We start from the raw sequence: 21,594 nt of genomic DNA on the forward strand, positions 1-21,594 counted from the left end.
TTCCCCCTTCGGCTTCTGTATTTGTTCACGATTACTCTGACGTCTCGATCTTCTTACTGACACGAGGCGCCTTCTTCAGCACCACAAAACTCAGCGGTGGAAGAACCAGTTCAATACTGTTGATCTGATTATGCCATTTCTGCTTGCTGCTCTTCAAAGGTGCATTAAGGATACCGGAACCGCCATAAGCCGGGTACTCCGAACTGAATATTTCCTCATAGATTCCCGCACGTGGCACTCCAATCCGGTACGTGCTGCGTTCCACCGGCTGAAAATTAATGATAATGAGAAGCGTGTCCACAGGACGCTTACCTCGGCGAATGTAAGAAATGACGCTCTGACCGTTGTCATCAGCATCGATCCACTGATATCCCTCCAAGGTATGGTCCTGCTCCCATAGAGCTTTTTCACTCCGGTACAATTTGTTCAAAGCTGCGGTGTAAGCCAACATCTGGCGATGACGCTCATAATCGAGCAACAGCCAATCGAGCTGCTCCTGATCCTTCCACTCGATGAATTGTCCAAATTCGCCACCCATGAACAGCAGCTTTTTGCCGGGATGAGTGATCTGATAACCTAGCAGCTGCCGGAGGCCAGCAAATTTCTGCTCATATGACCCAGGCATCTTGTCCAGCAACGATTTCTTGCCATGCACAACTTCATCATGGGATAGGGGCAGGGTGTAGTTCTCGGAATACGCATAACAGATCGGGAAGGTAAGCAAATTATGATGGTAGGGCCGCGCCCCGAAGTCATGTTCTATGTATCCAAGGGTGTCGTTCATCCAGCCCATGTTCCATTTGTAATTGAAGCCAAGTCCTCCCTCATGGGCAGGTGCAGTTACACCGGGCCAGGCACTGGATTCTTCGGCCATCATTAAGGCATGAGGATAATGCTGGAATATAGCTTTGTTCAAGCGCTGCAGAAAGGATATAGCTTCCAGGTTCTCTAGTCCACCATTGGCATTGGGGCGATATTGGTGGTGCTGTTTCTCGAAGTCAAGACGCAGCATGCTGGTTACCGCATCCACCCGCATTCCGTCTATGTGGTACAGTTCAAACCAGAACAGTGCATTGGAAATCAGGAATGAAGATATTTCAGGCTTACTGAAATCAAAGGAAAGTGTGCCCCAGCCGGGCTTTTCGGCCAACAGCGGATCAGCATACTCATATAGTGGCGAACCATCAAAACGTCTCAGACCATGAGCATCCTTGGCAAAGTGAGCAGGCACCCAGTCCAGAATCACACCGATATCTGCCTGGTGGAGGTGGTCTATGAGGTACATTAGCTCATGCGGCTCACCATAGCGGCTGGTTGCTGCAAAATAGCCTGTCCCCTGGTAGCCCCACGACAAGTCATATGGATGTTCTGCCAGCGGCATGAATTCCACATGGGTATAGCTCATTTCCACCAGATAAGGAATCAACTGATCGACAAGTTCCTTATAAGTGTAGAATTGCCCGTCTTCCTTTTGCCGCCATGTGCCTAGATGCATTTCATAAATATTAAGGGGTTTGTTGTACGGAGTCTTGTTCTTGCGCCGCCAGGCGGCATCGCCCCAGCGATAGCCCTGAAGATCAGTCACAACCGAAGCGGTTGCAGGGCGAACCTCGGCTTTGAACGCGTAAGGGTCAGCTTTGAGGAAGCTTGTGCCATCAGCGGCAATAATTCTATATTTGTATAACATTCCCAGCTTCATCCCCGGGAAAAACCGACTCCAAAATCCCGAATCGGGTATCTTATATAACGTGTCCATGTCCTGCGTTCCGTCCCAGCCATTGTGATCGCCGGCCAAACCTACATATGTCGCATGAGGAGCCCACACGGTAAAGCGCACACCGGAAGTCCCTTCCCAAGCGGCAATGTGCGCACCTAGGATGTTATAGCTGTGATAGTGCGTGCCCTCATGAAACAAATAAATATCGATATCATCCGTTGACGGGAGGGTTTCTGTTCTTGGTGTCTCAGCCAATTCATCACCACCTTTTTAAATAGGATGCACCTATAACATTACCCGAAAAAGTTCCATTTGAAAATGATTTGACTTGAAAAGAAATTTTTTATGGATAAAGAAAATAATTCATGTAATTTTTCCAGTTTCACAGCAATATACTTCACCTATGTCGTTTCAAGACTGGGCCCACAGTTTATATTACAAGCATTGACAAAAAAATGGGAGGGATAACAAATGAGTAAAAAAGAATGTATCGCCATGCTACTGGCCGGTGGGGAAGGACGAAGATTGGCCCCCCTGACGTCCAGCATGGCTAAACCGGCAGTCCCTTTCGGCGGACAGTATAGAATCATTGACTTTCCCCTCAGTAATTGTGTCAATTCCAATATTGACACTGTAGGCGTACTTACGCAATATGAAGCCGAATCGCTGCACAGTCATATCGGAGAAGGTGAGCCCTGGGGGCTCCATACAAAGAACGGCAAAGGTGTGACTCTTCTCCCTTCCGGCACTGAAGGCAGAGATCTTTATTCAGGAACAGCCGATGCTATTTATAAGAACATTGATTTTATTGACAATCAGAATCCGGAGAATGTGCTGATTCTCTCCGGTGATCATATTTACCACATGGATTATCAGAAGATGCTGGAATACCACATCGGCAAAGACGCCAAAGCCACCATCTCTGTGATGGAGGTGCCTTGGGAGGAAGCCAGCCGCTTTGGGGTAATGAACGTGAACGAATCGCTGAAGATTTCCGAATTCGCCGAGAAGCCCAGGGTACCGCAGAGCAATCTTGCTTCTATGGGCATTTACCTCTTCCGCTGGGACTACCTGAAAGAGCATCTGCTACGTGACGCTGCCAACACTGACTCCAGCCATGACTTCGGTAAAGATGTCATTCCGGGCATGCTTAGTACCAATGATGATCTGTTCGCTTATCGTTTTCAGGGATACTGGAGAGATGTTGGAACCGTAGACAGTCTTTGGGAAGCACATATGGACCTCTTGACAACAGATAATGGCTGGAAGCTTGAAAATGAAGTGTGGCCAATGTACAGTCGAGCCCGTCGTACCAAGCTATCCGTTCACAAGTCGCGTAGCCAAATGTCAGGTGCTGACTGCCTGGTGAACGACTACTGCACACTGGAAGGAAGCCTGCAGCGCTCAGTCGTCTTCGGAGGCGTTGAGATCGGCAAAATGTCGGTCATCAAACAAAGTGTAGTGATGCCAGGTGCCCGCATCGGACGCGGAGTGCACATTGAGAACGCGATTATCGGCGAAGGTGCTGTCATCAAGGACGGAGCCATCATCAAAGGCAGCACAGACAACATTGTTGTCGTCGGACCGCATGAGATTGTCGCTGCGAAGCCAGTGATTCGGACTCAGCCCTCGCGCTTACTGCAGGATGTTTATGAGAAGACCGGCAGGCTTCGGGCCGCTGAAGGGCTTCCTTCCTAAGTACAGCGTTAACCATATCAACACTTTACGTCCTGAGTCTGATACAAAGCTATAAAAGGATATTATTGTGTCGCAGAATAATCATTCTGCTTATAACAACTATAAAACGCGCATCTCTCTAATGGAGATGCGCGTTATTGATGTGTTTTGAGATCTGAGCCTTCGCTGCTCCCCAACAAAACATAAAAAGCTGCCTTCAGCACAGATGCTCCGCGCCAAAAACAGCTTAAGATGAGACATGAATACGCTAAGTTTAACGGGGAAGCTCCTGCCATTCCCGGTCTAGAAGACACATATCAAGACAATCCACATATCGTCCACCGATCAGAACCGCTTCTCGCTGCGTCCCTTCATGAACAAAACCTGCTGCTTCATAAGACTTACGAGCGCCAGTATTAAAGTCAAACACACTTAGTGCCAGGCGATGCAGCCCAAGTCCTGCAAAACCAATCCGCAGAGCCTCCTGCAGCATCCGGGACCCGATCCCCCGACCTCTAAACTGCGGATCAACCACCAGCCGGGAGATACGGGCATGACTGTCCTCCCTATTGATCTGGCTTAGACTGACATGTCCAACCACCTTTCCGCTGCCCCTGTGCACAGCACTATAAATCAACAGTGACGATTGTGCCGGATGGTTGGTATTCTCCATATATTTCTGCAGCTGTTCGTCGTCCAGAGGGTAGGTCAGCGAAGGTCCAGCCCATTGCTTCAGAAAATCCGGCGACAGACTCCAGCTCTGTAGCAGCGGGAAATCAGCCACCGAGAAATAGCGAAGCAGAATATCGTCCGGGTCCTCACTGTTCTCATGATACTGATACAGATTTACGAGACGCCCGCCCCCCGCATCATTCGTGCCCTGATAACGGAACCCCAGGCTCTGATAATAACGGTTCAGCTTGACATTATGTGACACCGTATCCAGTCGAAGACCCTTACGGCCCAGCTTCAGCGCCTGTTTAGCGGCGAACAGGATCATTTGCTCACCGAGACCACTGCCCCGGTAAGGCCCGGATACGGTTAGACGATGCAAGTAAGCAAAGCCGTCATCATTCTTGTTCCCCCAGTACTGAGGATCGCTGAATTGGAGGGTGAACAGACCTACAGGGGTCTCTCCATCGAGCGCCAAGTACACTTCCCTCTGGTCAAAATAACCTTCTATCTCCTGAGCCGTGAATTGGTCCGTTGACCATTGACGGATTCCGTTATCGACCATCCATTGAGCGGCCGCTCTCAACATCCGCAGAATATCCTCCGTCCTGTCCACACCTACGCGTTCGACACGAATTGGATCTTGCGAGGATAGGTTCTCCCCGTTCTCTCCAGTAGCCGGTTCCGCCATATCCAATTCCCCCTATCCTGGTGTTTATCTAAATCCGATCGAATTTATTAGACTAAAGCTTGCTCTGTAGCTAGCGGCAAAATGACAGTGACCTGTGTCCCCTTACCCAGCTCACTATGCATCTCGATCCGGCCATTATGCAGTTCGACGATCTGTTGGGTAATGGCAAGCCCCAGTCCAGTTCCGCCATTGAGGGCATCCACCTGGAAAAAGCGATCCCTGACCTTGGCCAGATGGGCTTCGCTGATCCCGATCCCGCTATCCCGGACAATGATGGCAACCTCCTGATTAGACAGTGATTGCACAGTCAGCACAATACTGGAATCCTCATGGGAGAACTTAATGGCATTATCGACAAGATTCAGAAATACCTGCTTCAGTCGGTTGGCGTCACCCTTTACAAACACAGCGTCATCACATTCCAGAAGCAAATGGATTCTCTTCTTCTCTGCCTTCGCCCAGACATTCAGAATGGTCTCCTGCAGCAGCACCTTCATATCAACGATACCGATAGACAGCTTCATTTCATTCTGCTGCAGCTTGGAGAAGTCGAGAATCTCCTCTACCAGCCCAATCAGCCGATCACTTTCTTTGGAGATGATTCCCATGCCAAGCTTCGTTTCCTCCGGATCATAGCCTCCAGACACCAGGGTCTCACTCCAGCCCTTGATACTGGTGAGTGGTGTGCGCAGTTCGTGAGAGATTGACGAGATAAAGTCATCCTTGATCTGATTACTGCGTACTATCTCTTGGGCCATATAATTGATCGTGGTGGCCAACTCGGCAATTTCGTACCTATAGTTGCCCTTGATTCTTGTATTGAATTTGCCTTTCGCCATTTGGGCGGATACAGCCGTAATATTATTCAGCGGCTTAACGATGGAGTTGGCAAGTCCGAAGCTGAACAGCGCAACAATAGCCAGTACAGCTGCGCCGATCCCTACGGTGAGCAGAGTGAGATTCAACAGCCCGCTGTTAATAAACTCCACCGAAGTGAGGTATCTCAGAATGTAGACATCCCGACCGTGAATTTGCAGCATTTTGGAGACCGCCATGACACTTTCGTTGGTTCCTGGCTGTCTGCCAACCCAGCGGCCGATACTCCCGCCTGCCGCCTCTGGAACATCGCTGGTGGTAATTGTCCGGTCTGGCTGGAACCCTGTAGAGCTGGTGATGATATCACCGTTACGAGTCAGCACCTCAAGCTCTGTGTTATTAAACGAGAAGGTGTCCAGCAGATCCTGCAGACGAACCGTTGAATCCATGCCCGTAACCTGGTATTTGTTAAAATAGGTCTCTGCCGTACTAAGTTGATTGGTAATCTTACTATAAATGCTGTCGTAGTAGTAGGTCCGAATAGCCAGCAGGAAAATCACTTCTACCAGGAGAAGCGCCAAGAAGACTACAAGAATGTAATGCAGTACGATCTGTCTGCGCATCCCCTTCTTTATCATTGTCCTTGGCCTCTCCATTTGTAGCCGTGGCCCCACACCGTTTGCAGATATTCCGGCTCAGAGGGATTATTCTCAATCTTTTGACGCAGGCGGCGGATGTTCACGTCCACGATTTTGGGATCTCCCATATATTCCTTGCCCCACACATGATCGAGCAGCAGATCACGGCTAAGCGGTGTATTTTCTTTTTCCAGGAAAAATTGCACCAGCGAGAACTCTGTTGGAGTCAATTCAATAAGCTCCCCACTGCGCTTGAACTGCTTGGAGATCAGATCCAGCGTAAAATGTCCGGATTGGAACGAGACTTTGGCCGATGGCTCCCGGTGAACGTTAACCCGGCGCAACAGCGACTGAATACGGGCAATCAGCTCTGTAGGACTGAACGGCTTGCTAACATGATCGTCCGCGCCTACCGACAACGCGTAGACTTTATCCTGCTCTTGAACTTTGGCTGTGAGGAAAATAATGCCCAGCCGCTCGTTGCTCTCGCGTACACGACGACACACTTCAAATCCGTCAATGCCGGGAACCATGACATCCAGGAGCGCAATATCAATATCAGGAATCGTAGTCAGCTTGTGCAGCGCTTCGTTGCCGTCCGCCGCCTCCAGTACCTCGAACCCGTTACGTTTCAGATTGATAACAATAAAACTGCGGATAGACTCTTCGTCCTCCAATATGAGCACTTTACTCATCTATTCCCTTCCTTTCGATCGGGGTGGTGATTTTGTTGTTGTTTCCCCCGTTGGTCTTCTGATCCAGCTTCCCCCGGTAGCCAATGAATGTATTGCCGTCACGTCCCCAAAGCTCCCAGTTGCTATTCTTCAGCTGCTCCCATTCATGCGGCGAGAAGAATGACACTTCGGCAACCGTCTCCCCGGTATCGGCCAGAATAAACTTCAGATATTTATCCAGAACAGACTTCGTATCCACCGTGACGTTTCCATGCCATTCTGGCGGAAAATTGATAAAGAAACGGTCGGCAGGATCACGATACTGCTGCATGGCAAACGTCAGGCCATCCTTGCCGTCCCATTTATAATAGGAATTGAAATAGGGTACTGTATTGGGATCAAAATACTCCCAGCCTTTGGGCTTCTCCAGCAAACCGATTTCAATAATACCATCGCCATCGATGTCCTCGCTAACAATTTTCCGGTCTTTCAGGGTCCGATCATCCCCATGCACAACAACCCGCAGCTTGTTGTTCTCCATGACCACCACAGAGGTGTAGGCGGAATTGGACTCCACGGCTGCATCCAGTACGATACCTTCTTTGTTTTCCGCTACTTTTCCTGCGACAATATTGTAATAATTATTAAAATACGGATCGATGTTATCCAGCTTATCCAGCACCTTGAAGCCGCCATCGGCGTATTGATAAGTTGTAATGGTCGCATATTCGTTGCGCTTGAAAGAAACCACAGTAATGTCCTGGATACCGTCGCGATTCAAATCATCTATAATATATTTGGTATAAGGAACCTGCAGTACTTCTTCAAGCGTACCGTTAGAATAACTATAGACTACCATTCCTTTGTCTTCACCACGGGAGTACCCGGCAATAATATCCAGTTTCCCGTCGTTCGTAACATCCTTCAGATCCAGTGATTCAAGCACTGTACCATCACCGTCAAAGACCAGCTTCTTGACCCAGGCATCCCCCTGCTTTTCCAGAAGCATGCCATGAATCTGCACAGCCTCTCCCGGTGTCTCATAGAAAACGATCGTCTCCATGATCCCGTCCTTGTTCAAATCCTCCGTACGGATCGAACTGTCATCATCATTCTTTGGCCGGATCAGCGAAGAACCCGAAGGTATCATCGATGTAATCGCAGTCATCAATGTTGCCTTGTCTGCCGACAACCGCGGCGTTTTCATCTGGGATACCGGGTCGCTGATGAACGTACATCCCGAGAGCAACGACAGCGCCAGTGACGCTGCGGCCAGCCGGCTTATGATTCTTCTATTCAACATTCATCACTCTTTTCCTTGATTAAAGGCTGAGACGCTCCTGAGAGGTCAAGCGGCGGCCGTTAACGTTATGCTTGATACGACCGTCCTTCAATACCCACAGGCGCGAGGCGTAACGCTCTGCTAGCTCTATAGGCAGAACGGCGATGACCGTCAAGCCGCTTTCCTTGCACAGCTTGCGAAGGTTCTCCATGACCCGCTCTGCGGACTTCGGATCAAGCCCTGTCACAGGCTCATCCGCCAGAATGACCTTGGCGCCATGCACCAGGGCGCGGGCAATTGCCACACGCTGCCGCTCACCACCACTTAACTGGCTTGCCTTAAGCTTCGCTTTGTCTAGCAGGCCAAGGGCCTCCAATTCGTCCATGGCTCCCATATAATCATCTGAGCGGACCATTCCTGTTACCATACGCCATAATGGAGTTTGGGCGGATTGGCCGATCAGCACGTTCTTCAGTGCGGTCCGATTAGGATTCAGCTCGGCATTCTGTTCAAGATAGGCCCATTCGCGGCGGATTTTCCGTTTACCGGAGAAACCGCTCTTCAATATATCTTTTCCATCTACGCGGAAATTTCCCCGATCCCATTTTTCCCGTAGCGCCAAACAACGCAGCAGGGTAGATTTACCGCTGCCGCTCCCCCCGAGCACTGCAACAAATTCCCCTTCTTCCAACTGAAAACCGATGTCTTGCAGCACCGGAAGCTTAGTCTCCCCGACTGCTTTGGCTAAATGTTCAACTGTGATCATAGTTCAGCTCTCCTGTCCTCATCTCTATACTATAGTGTATTGGAAAGCGAGATTAAATTCCATGCGAGCACCTGTTCTTATTTTACTTCAAATTTGTGACCGTGGCGAGAACAATAATCCCAGCAGTCCAAACAAGATAAAGAGCAGTCCCATGAGCCCGAATACACCGCCGCCGGAGCTGAGCTCCAGCAGCAGTCCGCCCAAAGCCGGACCGAGAATACTGCCTGCGCTAAAGTGAAAAGATGCCACAACATTGGCCGCCGGCAACAAGTTACGCGGCAGAATATCTGCTGCATAGGCTAGACCAAGCGAGAAGAATGAACCGACAAAACCGCCGGCAAATGCAAGCAGAACTAGCGAAAACATGAAATGATCTCCCGCCAGTGGCAGCAGTGTGAAGCTCAAACCGCCTCCGATCCCGGCAAGCATGAGAACTTTTTTGCGGCCGAACCGGTCGCTCCACATCCCCAGGGGAAGCTGAAGCACTAGCCCCCCGATACCGGCAAAAGGCAGCAGTGCAGCAATCTGATCCGCGCTGTAACCAATCCGCAGACCATAGATCGGGAAGTTGCTGTTCAGGCTGGCCTCCATGTAGCCGTATAGAAGAGCCGGAATCAAGGCATACCAAGCGAGACTGTAGCTTCGCCCAAAGCGGCGCACCTGTCCCTCCCTACTCTCGGAGGTTTCCGGGCGGGATTCCGGGAGCTTGATCAATGTCAGTAGTAGAGCCATCAAGAACAGCGTAGCTAAGACCAAGAAAGGCGTGGCTTGTCCGAAGCGCAGCAGACTAATCCCCACAGGACCAAGACTGAAGCCAAGACCATATGACATTCCGTAGATGGAAAGATTACGTCCACGGTTCTGTGCCGGGGTCATCAGCAGCACCCAGAGCTGGGCAGCATAATTGATGGCCGAGTCCCCGATACCGACAAGCAGTCGAAGCACGAACCACGCCTTGATGCCCGGCAGCACCGGGAATAGCAATAGGCTCACCAGCACGAGCGTGAGTCCTGCGGTAATAAGCTTCTTAAAGCCGATGACTCCCAGCACCCGCTCGGCGATAAGCGTCATGCCGAACGAACCGATATACAGTGCAGCTGCGTTTAAACCGTTCAGGGACGAGGAGACCCCTTTTTGCTCCAAAAGAATGGATAAAACCGGCAGCAGCAGCCCTTGGCTAAGTCCGGCAGCAATAATAACCGTGATGAGAATCAGGTAATTCACGTTGCTGTTTCGTTGAACAGCGCTTGAGTGCGGGTCTGACACAGGTGAAAGCCTCCTACAAAACAAATAAAAGTAAACAAAAACAAACGTTATCCGAACTGCACCCAAAAGACAAACACCGAACATTATAGTGGACAAGCCTCTTCAAAACAAGAGATAATATATAGAAGTGACGGATTTCCTGGGGGTGCAAGCTTCATGAACTATGAATTGAAAATTGATGTCTCACCGGTCTACGAGCTGATTGACAGCTTTATGTTATATGTTACGCGAAAATGGATTTCCAATCTGGATATCGGCCCCGACTGGGTCAGTGACGTGGAAAGCCGCTTTCCATCGCATCAGGCTGCGGAGATTATGCAGGCTGCTGAATGGCCATTCAGCGATTATGATGTCCTGTATGCCTGGGCTTACAGCCTTGGACCAGCCGAGAAGGTCCTAAGCTACTTGGATGAACTGGAGTCCACTTCGCTCGAAGATTGTTTCCGGCATGTGGCTCCACTCATTACAGGCTTTACCTTGGAAGAATGTCAGCGTATCAAGGACAGCTACACCCCTCTGCTGCGGCTGTGGTACAGTCAATATTTCCGCCATGTGGAGCACAAAATCCTACCGCTGCTCATCGAGGATGCCTCCGAGAAGAAAATGCTGCAGAGCAAAATGGACCCCATCGCCCTGATTGAATATGCTTCTGGCGGCGTCGTTATTGAAGAACTGCCGAATTTACAAACCATTGTTCTGCTTCCTACGGTCCACAATCGGCCGATCAACACCTATTGCTTCTATAACACCATGGTTATTATCCAATATCCGGTCGATGTGCCTTTAGAAAATGAGGACGAGCCCCCTACTGTGCTGCTTCGCATGACCCGGGCTTTAGCTAATCCCACAAGGCTCAGATTGCTGCGGCATGTGGCTCATGAGCCGAAGACACTTTGGGAGATACAGTCCGACTTGAACCAGTCGCGGGAGATGCTCATGCATCATCTGATGATTCTGCGGGTAGCAGGTCTATTGCGTATTCATCTGCGCGGTGAGTATAATGAACGTTTCAGCATCCGCCCTGACGGAGCATCAGAGCTGCAGATGTTCCTGGAATCCTATATACGTTTATAATAGAATGGACAGAGAGCAAAGATTGAGACAGAGACAGAGACAGAACAAGGAGTGAGTGGCGTGAAATATATGACTCAACAAGTCATTTTCGATTTGGACGATACCCTCGTCCACTGCAACAAATACTTCGATCTCATTCTGGGACAATATTTTGAACTGATGGCAGAATGGTTCCAGGATTATGGACTGCCTACAAGCGAAATGCGGAGTAAACAGGCTGAAATTGATGTGGAAACCGTTAGCACAAGCGGTCTAGCCAGCGATAACTTCCCTAAATCCCTGATTGGGACCTATCATTTCTTCTGCGCCAAATACGGGCGGAAAGCCGATGCTTTTGAGGAGCAGCAGCTGATGAAGCTGGGCATGAGTGTCTATGATCAGGAGATTGAGGCCTACCCCGGCATGGTTGAGACGCTCGATACCTTGAAACAGGAAGGTCATGATCTTTACCTCTACACTGGTGGAGACGATACCATACAGCAGCGCAAGATTGAACAAATGAAGCTGGACGTTTATTTTGACGATCGTATCTTTATCCGCAAGCATAAAAATGTCGAGGCCCTGGAGAACATCCTGGCCAGCGGTACCTTTGACCGTAAAGTGACCTGGATGGTCGGAAACTCTCTGCGTACAGATGTACTGCCAGCCGTAACAGCCGGGATCAACAGCATTTATCTTAAACAACAGAACGAATGGCTCTACAACATGATTGAGCTTCAGCGTGAAATGCAGCAAGCCGTCAAGACCATTTCTTCGATCTACGAGGTCCCTCCGGTCATCCGTACCGCAGCGCAGCAGATTAAAATCCACAGCTAGGACCTTTCTCTAGTGTTAGAAATGCCATAGGCTTCCTTTAGCAGCTTTGATTATACTGTTACAGTGAATGATCAAAGCGTGCAGGAGGAAGTCTGGAATGAATAAACAAGTAAATTCAAAACATAGCAATAACAAGTTACTACCCATGCTCTTGACGGTGATTGGTGTTGTTCTGGTTGTAGTCGCTGCCTTTGTCTTCACGGGCAAGAACGGCACTTCCGAGCTCGACAGCTTGCCAAATTACACTGAGGTTAAAGGCAAGATTGTGGTTGACGGTTTAAAGTATGAGAAGCAGCCCCATCTGGGGAGCAGCACTGCCAAAGTCAAAGTGATAGAATTTGCGGATTTCAAGTGCCCTGCTTGCAAAAAGTGGACTGAGCAGTATCTGGACACCTTCATTAAGGACTACGTAGATACCGGTAAGGCGGAATTCTTCTTCATGAACTTTGCTTTTATTGACAGAGACTCCTATCTGGCCGCGAGTGCCGGTGAGGCCATCTATAATCAGAGCAACGAGAAGTTCTGGGAATATGTCCACAAGCTATACGCGAACCAAGGCGATGAGAGCAAGATTTGGGCGACCGAGAAGTTCATCCTGAAGTTCGTCAAGGATAATATCGCCGGCATTGATTATGGTCAGTTCGAGCAGGATGTCAAGAACCACACTTACATGTTCGATGTTAAAGAGGACTTCAAAATTGCCGGCGCCTACGGAGTTAACGGCACGCCTAAATTCATGGTGAATGGTGTGCTGCTTCCCGACTCTTCTTACGAAGGCCTGACTACGGCGATTGAAGCGGCTTTGAAGGAATAGAACGGTAATAGAGCTTCCCAAAGGAGTCATTATGACGGCGGGACGCTCCTTTTTCATATTATTAGACAAAAAGAAACCGGTCCTTGGTAAAGGGGCGTTCTTTGCAGCCGGGAATGGAAGTCAAACGAAGTGGAGTATATGTATATAGATATTAAGTAGAGTTAAAATCGGAGAACTATACGTTACAGATTACATGATCAACAACCCCTTCTTTCTAAAAAGAAAAATTATATCTAATCCGTTACGCCTGACTATCTAGGTGATAGCAAATTTGGCTCGACCGGCTTGCTAAGCCAGTGGTCATCGGTCTGGACATGATTTTTACGAACGAATTTGGCGACACTGTATTTAAAATCCTCATACGCAAAAGCGTCAGCCAGCCGCACAACATACCCTTCCTGCTCTCCCCCGCAATTCGATTGCTTGGTGTAACAAGTCTTTACTGCTTCCTCGTTCCAAATCCCTTTATACAGCACCGGGACGGTTACCAGCCCCAGACGCTCCGCCCATGCTTCAGTTTCCTCCCAAGACAAACATTGATTACTGCGATCCCACACGGAAAAGAGCATAAAATAAGATGGCAGCGCTGAATAGTACAGCGAATGCTTGGCATAGACATTTTCCCCGCATAACCGATAGCCTTCGGGAATCAAGTACTTGATACCGCCATGCAGCGTCTTAACAAAATGCCTTGACGGATGATCCTTGCTGTCCAGCGACCGGGCATGAATGGAGTGACTGTACATCGTGGTGTTCTCTCCATCCATTTTCTCCGTAATGACGACTTCACGGTCCTTGAAATGCTCAGTATTCCGCAGAATCTTATCGTCGTCCGTGTACCCCCTCGACCAAGGCAGATGCATCGTCCTCGGATATTTCACTTTCATGTTTCTTCACCTCTTTACTTGCCAAAGCTGTCAGCTTCAGCGAAAAAATACAGCTCTGCCAGCAGCTCACCGCCCAGCAGATGATAAATGTTCGAAGCTCCTGCGTCGCCGCCATGCAGAATCTCCATATGGAAGCTGACCAGATAGACGACATGCAGGACAAAATCGTCATCATAGCCCAGCGCTTTCAACAGATTGCAGGCAATGATCGCGGAGACATGTTCATGGCCGAAGTAAGAATAATACTCCCGGGTCTGCTTCCAGACCTTGCAGAGCGGTTTGCCTGTATCATGAAACAGCGCTGCCAGCTGCATCGCCAGCAAATGTTCTCCCTCATAACATTGGTTGATATATTCCAGCACACTGTGGGTATGCTCAGAAAGTGTCTTGGAATGATAAGGGTTCCCTTGATCAAATCCCAGCATAATCGAAAAATAAGAAGATGCGGACAGATAGCCAAACAGCTCATCGTGTCCTGGTTCGGCTGCTAGCAGCTGCTCCAATTCCTCACGCACGATCCCGGGATCAGCTTCAGCATGTACGATATGCACGGCAGAGAAGCCTTCACCTGGCACCGGAAATGCAAAATTCTTGGCGTATTTAGTTAGGATTACCTCGTTCAACCTTCGCTTTCGCAGCTTGTTCCGCGCAAGGGCCAGTTCGTAAGGAGTATCGCAGACGTGGCATTCTACAGGGATCTCGCTGAATCGCTTCAGGAACTTCTGTCTGCGTCCCCGGTCAATATTTGTAGCGTCAAAAACAACATTTCGGCCGCCGGCCAACACCTGCTCCATCTCTGCAAAAGCCGTATCAAACACCAGATAGTTATTTTTCTGCTTGGATTCGCTACCCAACAACCGCTCCCGGATGTCATCTGTGGCCACTAGCACAGCCCGTTCACTGCGGCAAAGTTGCTTGGCATACGTGCTCTTACCGCTGCCGGGAATACCCGTCAGCATATGAATGGTACTCATAGTTATCACCTCCTTTCAAGTATTTATTTTATTGCGGGACAGCATTTGAGCCAACATAGCGTTATGCTTCCTATATCGTTTCAATTCTCCCTGGGCTGAATGAATCTTGCCGTTGTACTTCATCAGAACTATGAGCAGCAGCTTTAACACCTAACTTAGAGTATAACGAACAAAGATTGGTCCTCACAATCGACCTAAGGGCTTATTGTAGGAGAACATATTACAGAAAAACAGCACTCCTTACTTCAAAGGAATATCTATAGTTTTTCCATACCGTTCCGAATAAACCATCTCCTTGATTTGTAAATACTCTGGCTTCAACGATGTGTCGAACAGCAACATTTCTATTTTATTATCTCCTCCGTCTGCTCTCTTGACGTACTTGCTATCAACCACCTTTTTTAAGGGCACTAGACCATCTTTAGTTTCTAAAGATAATTCCTTCAAGAATACATCTTCATCCATTTCCAACGTAATTTTGGTGCCTTCAATATCATGTACTATCTTTAATAACCGAATAGCCTGCCCTTCCAAACTTAGTGGTATATTCAATTCAGTCAGCGGAAGTCTCTGCAAGGTGTTGCGATAGACAGGAAATGTCCTCACCTTAAGCTGAAGCGAATGCAGGTTCTCAGGGATTGCATCATAATCTATGGAAAAACCGTAGACATCACCCGTTCGATTATTAGTCTGACTACTAGAACGCGAAACAGGCTGACCGTTTGCAATAAGTCCGACATCGAGTAATTTGTTCGATAACAGAAGTTGATTCTCTCCTTGTATAGAACCTTCTATCAAGGTCATCGTTGGCGTTGCAGTTATAGACTTAAACGTCAGAGTCGAATTATCTAACGTCAAGCTCTTATCGATGGACTGCTTGATCTGGGTAGTCATCGCCTCGTCCGGGTGATAAGGGAAGGTTAGCTGTTTCATTTGTCTTTGATCGGCTCCTAGACTGTAATCCATATAAGTAAGTGTTAGATTCTTGGCAAGAGGGCTGACCGGTTCAAAGGCACTGAATCTGAAAACATTCTCCCCCCCTCCTTGGACTGAAAAACCTCCGCCTTTGGTCGAACTCGATTTCGTTTGGTAACCCGAAACATCAAGAAAAACTAAACTATCGATCACATCTGTAGCAGGTTTGCCGGAAGGGGGGATTAACGTATAGTATAAAATCAATTGATTGTCATCTGACATGATCCCGTCAAGAACGAACTCTGTTCCGTTAGCGAGGGTAACCCGCTTATCTAACGATTGTCCCCAGCCTCGATCAATCAGCTTTTTCAGTGTACCGTCGCTGATAATTTCATAACCCAGCAGTTTTTTTCCGTAATAAGCAAGCGCGTGATATTGGTTGCTAACAACCAGCGTGACAGCGATAATAGCCACCGCAATTCGAAGACCTGCCGTGAAGCGGCGCCGTGTTCTTATATGGGGATTACCGCGATTCAGCGCTGTACGTAATCTCTCCTCTAGTTCGGGCGGAGCGACAAGCTCAGACCATTCTTCCTTGGCATTCCAGTGAGAACGTTCCATTTTACTTCCTCTCCTCCTTTCCTAACAAGGCCCTGAGCTTCTTCAACCCATGAAAAACCCTGGATTTCACGGTCCCTGTCGGTACATTAGTAATCGCTGCAATCGCTCCATAATCCAAATCACGGTAATATTTTAGCTGTATTGCTTCACGTTGCTCATCATTAAGCTGCTGCAAAAGTTCTTGCAAATCCATTCTCTCCTCTACCTGAGAAGGATGGCTGTCTCCGGATGTATTCTCCCCTCTACGTACATTCTGCAAATTTTCTGCAGGGAGTAATTTCTGTCTTCGTCTCAAAGACTGCTTGCACTGATTGACTAGAATCGTCTTGCTCCAGGAATAGAACGCTTCCGGCTTTTTCAATTGATGAATTCCCTCATTATGCTTAACAAGCATATCCTCCAGCGCATCCAGCGCATCCGATTCATTTCTCATATAAGCATAAGCCAACCGGTAATACGCATCTTTTTCTGTCATGATTAGCTGGAGCAATGCTTCTTTATCCCCCTTTTTGGACTTTTTGACCTGTTGAACCACATCCATCTTCACCTCTCTCCCTACTAAGAGTATTGGGCGGCTTAAAAGGTTCAATTTCAGCAGAAAAAATAACCGCTGATCTATTCAGCGGCTAATAATGCATCCTTCTGTTTCCCGTTCATTCTAGATCATGACTGTAAGATCACGGTAATATAATGCCAGAGCAGGTTGATTAGTCATCGGACAACTCCCCCTCAAGAAACTTTATGAGGTGCAATTCAGGCTCCTCGAGGAACTCTGTAAAGCTGCATAAATCAGCATAGACCTGGTGCTCCATATCATAACAACCGATTAAACCTTTTTTCTTTGGATTCCAAAGCAGTTGCAGACCAGAGTAATTGCCGATGTCGGCTGAAAGACGCAGCAGCTTTTGCCTCCCTACTTTCATCTGGATCGTATCGGTCAATGTAAAAAGTCGATATACCCGATTTCATATTCATTTGGCGCCAGCTCAAGGCGTAGCTTGTCTCCTGTAAGAAAGCCGACCAGTTCATGTGTTAATTTATATTTTTTAAGCTCAAGCTTCTTGTTCGCCACATTATGAAAATCAGCCGGTTCCAGCGATTTCAGATAGTCAGCCAAGTCAGTATGCTTAATGCTGACCGCAATTGTATACGGCCGCTCGCCGTCTTTTTCCGCCAAAGTAACGTCTGCACCGTGTTCAATCAGAAATTTGACCATGTCCATAGACCCCATTCGCGCAGCCACAGTTAATGGAGTTGCTTCATAAGGATAGACCATATCCGGTTTATTATAATTGATGTCCACTCCCTGATGCAGTAAATACGTGAGTGTCTTGTAGTCATGGTCCGATACCGTTTGACGCAATACGGCACCGCCATGCAACTTGATATCTAATCCGAGTTCATGTATAAGCGGAATGTTCTTTTTGTTGCCATAGTAGGCCTGTGAATATGCACCCGATCCTGTGTGATTGAGCTTGTCCATCTTGGCTCCCTGCGCAACAACGTAACGAACAATATCCTCCTTACCATAGCGAACAGCTCGCAAAAAGGCCGGATTATGACGGACATTCAGATTGACGCCATGCTCTACCAGCAGCTTCACAACTTGCGTTTGCTGCGATATAAGCGCCAGATCCAACGGACTAACGGTGATATGCTTGCTAAGTATCATACCCTCTTCAATATCCCAACCTGATGCGATGGCAGCCTGTAAATCCGGAATATTTCCTTTGTAAATATGCATCGCCCTTTCCGGCAATTCCTCGAATCTCCCGATATTTTTCAGGACGATCATCCACACCACTCCTACTTAATAATCTTATGAAATCGTTTCGCACCCTATTGACAAGAGCCATTCCTTCATAATAGCAAACGCCTGTTGAGCATCCCGTTCGTAGAAGACAGCCACCTCTTGCTGGTAAGCATAATTCAAACGTATATAGCCGCCCAGTTCTCGGTAAAACAGGAAGCACGCATATGGGGTCTCAATGGACAAATCCGGTGGAAAATCAGCTTGGCACACTCTGGCCAGTTCGCGCAGCGAAAGCTGATTCTGCCCTGGTGGCAAACGCAAAAAGAGATGACTCCGAGTGCCTGTCCACGGTTCATAATAGACGTCTTCCTCTAGGCTGCTTCCATAAATCTGACGGTATATGTCGTCCAGCACCAAGGCGTACGTCCCTTCGTCCTCCTGCTCCCGTGCCTGCAGCGAAATGGCCTTTATGTGCTCCGCATGCCGGGGCAGCCAGAGCAGCCCAGCCGTCTCGGGATGTACCGCCAGAAAGTCACCGTCCACCGTCGTGCCTATAGCGATACACTCGCCGATCTGTTGTTCATGAATGGGGCTGTCTTCGCCATACTCCCACAACCCATACTCGGCAAAAGGTTGTAGCACCTCCGGATCAGGCAATTGGACATTCATCCATCCTCTGTAAGTCCCTTCGCCGAATCGCCGTAAAAAGCGGAGATAGCCTTGTGGATAAATAGCGGCATCTTCCTTCGCAAGCACTTGGTTTTGGGCTTCAGACAGCGGATTTTGCCGAGATACTATGTACATGAATACTCCTCCAGTTTCCTGAATATGATAGCGAAATGTTTAAAAATCTATATCCCCATACCTCCAGTTGTTCTAACCTTATTTCGCCTCCAATTGTGCTAAAATCACTCGGGCACGTTCATGCTCAAAATCCAGCACATCCGTATCCAAATTCATACAAGCAGCTTCTTCGAGGGCCAGCTTCAGCCATTCGGCGGCAGGTTCGAGCCCTCCCCGTCTCCGACAATAAATCGCCGTAACAGACCACGGCCTGTATGAAAACGGCGTTGTCGCTAGCGATCTTCGCTGCTTCTATTGCTTGTTTCAAACACTGCTCTCCCTCCTCCATTTTCCCTGCGTCCAAGTATCTCAGGGCCTTGTTAAACTCCTGGTAAGCCTCCAGTGTATCCACCTTCTTTGTTACGACATAGACACCAGCAAAAACCAGCTTTCCAGAGATTGGACTTCATCCCAACAGATTAAATCTTACTTATCCATCAGTAATCGCGAGCTGCATCGAACCAGCTTTGAGCCATCTCCTCAGTTATAGGCTGGCCAATTAAATGATTGGACTGGCTGAGTTGCCATACTGCTTCGCCAAGGTCTTCTCTTTCGGTAGTTTCGATACCTTTGAGGGTATTGAAGCGCATAGTGAAAGCCGTAATGGCCGCCTCGGCATCGGCAAAGCTGCGGGCCTGGGCCAAGGATACCTGGGCAACGTTGAAAGCTTCATTAGCCAGCTTGGCCTGACGTTTAGGCCAGGACGAAAACGGGCGACCGAACTCGGTCAGCCACCATTCAGGCTTTCGCAATTGGCTCACTGAAGCATGACCGGACCACGGGCGGGTTTTAGCGCGTGCTTTCATTTGCTGCCTTAGGCGCTTGCCCACGGTCTCTTCCACATTGTAGGCGATAAATCTGTCAAGCAACGGCCACGTGTCCAGGGAGGGAAAACCCGCCAAATCAGGCATGAAGCGCAGCTCCAGATTCGTTAACCCGGTATGACGAGCCAACGAGTCCATGTCGCAGAAATTCCCCCACAAACTCAGTGAGTCAAGATTTGGGAACCGGTCTAGACAACCCAGCGAGATGGGCTGTCCCAGCGGCGCGTTGTGCAGCATAAGGCTCGTCACCTGGTGCAATTCACCGAGGTCCGGCAGTATAAAAGGAGGATCATTCTTGCGTCGGCCGGTACGCGGCGCTAGGGTCAGAGAAGACGGCATACCGCCAGTGGCCAAGAAACGTGATAGGTCGCCGGACACGTTCAGACGGAAAGGTCTCTGCGGAAGCCTCAGCGTCAGTCGCTCTCCGGACGGGCCCAGCTCGATATGTAAGCCATGCAAAATGGACTGGCTGGCGTCTACTACCGTATCGGCAGACAGAACCGGAGACCACGTCATCTCTTCAATGGGACGTTTCTGTGCCCAATCCAAAAAGCCCGTGTCACTGCCTGAATAGTGCAGAAATCTCGGCCAGGGCGAACCTGCAGGCGTAGCAAAGGCATCGAATACCGTCCAATCGATGACCTCGTCTGGTTCGACGTGAAGATCCGCCTTTTTCCCCAATTGCGGTGGTCCAATAGACAGACTGCCCACACCGGGCTGAATGACAAGAGTGTGACTGCGAGGACCTGTCAGGTCGATAGGATAACGGCCAACTTCTCTAACGGAGCCAGCAGAAGGACGCGCCTGGTTATCATTTGACATTTCTGTTATCCTCCTATCAAGTTATGCTCCATTTTTGATAACCCAGCTTTAATAAAGATTCTTGTATTTCTCGATCTACTTTGCTTTTGGAGGTCGCGAATTCAAATTCGGATAAAGCATTTGGAAGCTCTTGATGGATAAAGGAATCGAAATCGATGGCTGTTTTAAAAATGCGGAGCCTACGCAGCGTAGGCAGGTGCTTCATTTCCAACAAAGAAGTCAAGCCTTTACAATTCGAAATAGATAGCTCCTCCAGCGCTTTCATCTCCCGATCAAATCCGATTTCCTGCAGTTGAATTTGATCTTCGATTACGAGCCTCGTTAGGTCTTTAAATTTAGTAATATTGCTCAGGTCATGGAATCCACGTACTCTAATGATCTCCAGGTCGTCGATCTCGTTCTCTTCGATTTCCTGAATATGTTCGCGGCCTCCAAGAAGAATACGAAGGTGCTTCAATTTCTGCAATTGATTAATAAAATGCAATGGTGATTTGCTAATCGAATGCAGCGCGAGGTAATTCAAGTGTTCCAGATGGCCTACCGCATCCAGGTTTTTCACCTTCCCCCCAACATGTAATTGTTCTAGATGAGCGAATTCTTTTAAATATAGCAGGTTAAGATTCTTTTTCTCCGAAATAATCGTTAACTCTTTTAGCGATCGCAGAGAGTCAATTCCCAGAATATCCGAATTCTCCAGCTCATATATGCCCACATGCAAACTGTACAAGTGTTCCAGCGTAGCCAATGTATCGGTATTATGTGCCTGGGTGAGACTATTGAGATGCAGCATTTTGACATGGGGAATCCGTAGAAGCGTGTCAGCATCAAAAGAGAGGGAATAATGCCCATAGAAACGCACTCCGAAATTCTCATCCAAACGCGCGCAAAGCTCATCGACTCCCTCCAAGATAGAGCCATAAAAATCCGGGTGGGAGAACTGGACAATCACTTGGTTACCATCGTGCAAATCCTGCTTGATCTGCACCGGGTCTAGCGCAACAGGATTATCGATCAGAATCCTTCTTTTCCATTGCTTACGCATGCGTAAACCT

Annotated in this window: 19 protein-coding genes and 1 pseudogene; 4 read left to right on the forward strand and 16 right to left on the reverse strand. The window is 48.6% G+C overall.

Features of this window, described 5'->3' with window-relative positions:
- Positions 1–31 precede the first annotated feature (31 nt).
- Positions 32–1,972, reverse strand: a complete 1,941-nt coding sequence (glgB, locus tag ACFRAM_RS00855) for a 1,4-alpha-glucan branching protein GlgB (protein ID WP_379464074.1) — start codon at positions 1,970–1,972, stop codon at positions 32–34.
- A 216-nt stretch (positions 1,973–2,188) separates the two neighbouring features.
- Between glgB and ACFRAM_RS00860 the strand changes: the two genes are divergently transcribed.
- Entirely contained in the window at positions 2,189–3,415 is a 1,227-nt protein-coding gene (locus ACFRAM_RS00860; protein WP_379464076.1) for a glucose-1-phosphate adenylyltransferase, read from the forward strand.
- A 253-nt stretch (positions 3,416–3,668) separates the two neighbouring features.
- Here ACFRAM_RS00860 and ACFRAM_RS00865 read toward each other — a convergent pair whose 3' ends face one another.
- The 6 genes from ACFRAM_RS00865 to ACFRAM_RS00890 all read right to left on the reverse strand — a co-directional run bounded on the left by ACFRAM_RS00865 (position 3,669) and on the right by ACFRAM_RS00890 (position 10,199).
- Complete coding sequence (locus ACFRAM_RS00865; RefSeq protein ID WP_379464078.1) at positions 3,669–4,757, reverse strand: GNAT family N-acetyltransferase; 1,089 nt, start codon at positions 4,755–4,757, stop codon at positions 3,669–3,671.
- A 47-nt stretch (positions 4,758–4,804) separates the two neighbouring features.
- Positions 4,805–6,211, reverse strand: a complete 1,407-nt coding sequence (locus ACFRAM_RS00870; RefSeq protein WP_379464080.1) for a sensor histidine kinase — start codon at positions 6,209–6,211, stop codon at positions 4,805–4,807.
- The gene (locus tag ACFRAM_RS00875) at positions 6,208–6,906 is read right to left on the reverse strand and encodes a response regulator transcription factor (RefSeq protein ID WP_066361525.1); all 699 of its coding nucleotides are present in this window, start codon (positions 6,904–6,906) and stop codon (positions 6,208–6,210) included. Before ACFRAM_RS00875 ends, ACFRAM_RS00870 begins: the two co-directional genes overlap by 4 nt.
- Positions 6,899–8,188, reverse strand: a complete 1,290-nt coding sequence (locus ACFRAM_RS00880; protein ID WP_379464083.1) for a hypothetical protein — start codon at positions 8,186–8,188, stop codon at positions 6,899–6,901. Before ACFRAM_RS00880 ends, ACFRAM_RS00875 begins: the two co-directional genes overlap by 8 nt.
- A 19-nt stretch (positions 8,189–8,207) precedes the next feature.
- Positions 8,208–8,933 carry a phosphonate ABC transporter ATP-binding protein gene (locus ACFRAM_RS00885; RefSeq protein WP_175373197.1) on the reverse strand — a complete coding sequence of 242 codons (726 nt, stop codon included), beginning with the start codon at positions 8,931–8,933 and terminating at the stop codon, positions 8,208–8,210.
- An 87-nt stretch (positions 8,934–9,020) separates the two neighbouring features.
- The gene (locus ACFRAM_RS00890) at positions 9,021–10,199 is read right to left on the reverse strand and encodes an MFS transporter (protein ID WP_379464085.1); all 1,179 of its coding nucleotides are present in this window, start codon (positions 10,197–10,199) and stop codon (positions 9,021–9,023) included.
- A gap of 156 nt (positions 10,200–10,355) precedes the next feature.
- Here ACFRAM_RS00890 and ACFRAM_RS00895 point away from each other — a divergent pair, with 156 nt between their 5' ends.
- From ACFRAM_RS00895 to ACFRAM_RS00905, 3 genes are all read left to right on the forward strand, one after another.
- Positions 10,356–11,273 carry an ArsR/SmtB family transcription factor gene (locus ACFRAM_RS00895; RefSeq protein WP_379464087.1) on the forward strand — a complete coding sequence of 306 codons (918 nt, stop codon included), beginning with the start codon at positions 10,356–10,358 and terminating at the stop codon, positions 11,271–11,273.
- Between the two features lie 60 nt (positions 11,274–11,333).
- Positions 11,334–12,089 (forward strand): HAD family hydrolase, encoded by a 756-nt coding sequence (locus ACFRAM_RS00900; protein ID WP_379464089.1) that lies wholly within the window; start codon positions 11,334–11,336, stop codon positions 12,087–12,089.
- Between the two features lie 97 nt (positions 12,090–12,186).
- Positions 12,187–12,903, forward strand: a complete 717-nt coding sequence (locus ACFRAM_RS00905) for a DsbA family protein (RefSeq protein WP_379464091.1) — start codon at positions 12,187–12,189, stop codon at positions 12,901–12,903.
- Between the two features lie 251 nt (positions 12,904–13,154).
- Here the strand turns inward: ACFRAM_RS00905 and ACFRAM_RS00910 are convergent, their stop codons facing one another.
- The 9 genes and pseudogenes from ACFRAM_RS00910 to ACFRAM_RS00950 form a co-directional block, all read right to left on the reverse strand.
- Positions 13,155–13,790 (reverse strand): RNA ligase family protein, encoded by a 636-nt coding sequence (locus ACFRAM_RS00910; protein WP_379464093.1) that lies wholly within the window; start codon positions 13,788–13,790, stop codon positions 13,155–13,157.
- A 14-nt stretch (positions 13,791–13,804) separates the two neighbouring features.
- The gene (locus ACFRAM_RS00915; protein WP_379464094.1) at positions 13,805–14,764 is read right to left on the reverse strand and encodes an AAA family ATPase; all 960 of its coding nucleotides are present in this window, start codon (positions 14,762–14,764) and stop codon (positions 13,805–13,807) included.
- Positions 14,765–15,004: 240 nt separating this feature from the next.
- Positions 15,005–16,300 (reverse strand): DUF4179 domain-containing protein, encoded by a 1,296-nt coding sequence (locus tag ACFRAM_RS00920; RefSeq protein WP_379464096.1) that lies wholly within the window; start codon positions 16,298–16,300, stop codon positions 15,005–15,007.
- Between the two features lies 1 nt (position 16,301).
- Positions 16,302–16,841, reverse strand: coding sequence for an RNA polymerase sigma factor (locus tag ACFRAM_RS00925; RefSeq protein WP_379464098.1), 540 nt, complete (start codon positions 16,839–16,841; stop codon positions 16,302–16,304).
- A gap of 166 nt (positions 16,842–17,007) precedes the next feature.
- A pseudogene (locus tag ACFRAM_RS00930) lies at positions 17,008–18,095 on the reverse strand (ankyrin repeat domain-containing protein).
- 24 nt (positions 18,096–18,119) lie between these two features.
- On the reverse strand, positions 18,120–18,857 hold the full coding sequence (locus ACFRAM_RS00935; RefSeq protein WP_379464100.1) for a hypothetical protein: 738 nt from the start codon (positions 18,855–18,857) through the stop codon (positions 18,120–18,122).
- A gap of 124 nt (positions 18,858–18,981) precedes the next feature.
- Entirely contained in the window at positions 18,982–19,164 is a 183-nt protein-coding gene (locus tag ACFRAM_RS00940) for a hypothetical protein (protein WP_379464102.1), read from the reverse strand.
- A gap of 169 nt (positions 19,165–19,333) precedes the next feature.
- Positions 19,334–20,542 (reverse strand): hypothetical protein, encoded by a 1,209-nt coding sequence (locus ACFRAM_RS00945; RefSeq protein ID WP_379464104.1) that lies wholly within the window; start codon positions 20,540–20,542, stop codon positions 19,334–19,336.
- A 16-nt stretch (positions 20,543–20,558) separates the two neighbouring features.
- Positions 20,559–21,584, reverse strand: a complete 1,026-nt coding sequence (locus ACFRAM_RS00950; protein WP_379464106.1) for a leucine-rich repeat domain-containing protein — start codon at positions 21,582–21,584, stop codon at positions 20,559–20,561.
- Positions 21,585–21,594: the final 10 nt, after the last annotated feature.

It is taken from the genome of Paenibacillus sp. NPDC056722, from assembly GCF_042790635.1.
Lineage (GTDB): Bacteria > Bacillota > Bacilli > Paenibacillales > Paenibacillaceae > Paenibacillus_AQ > Paenibacillus_AQ agri.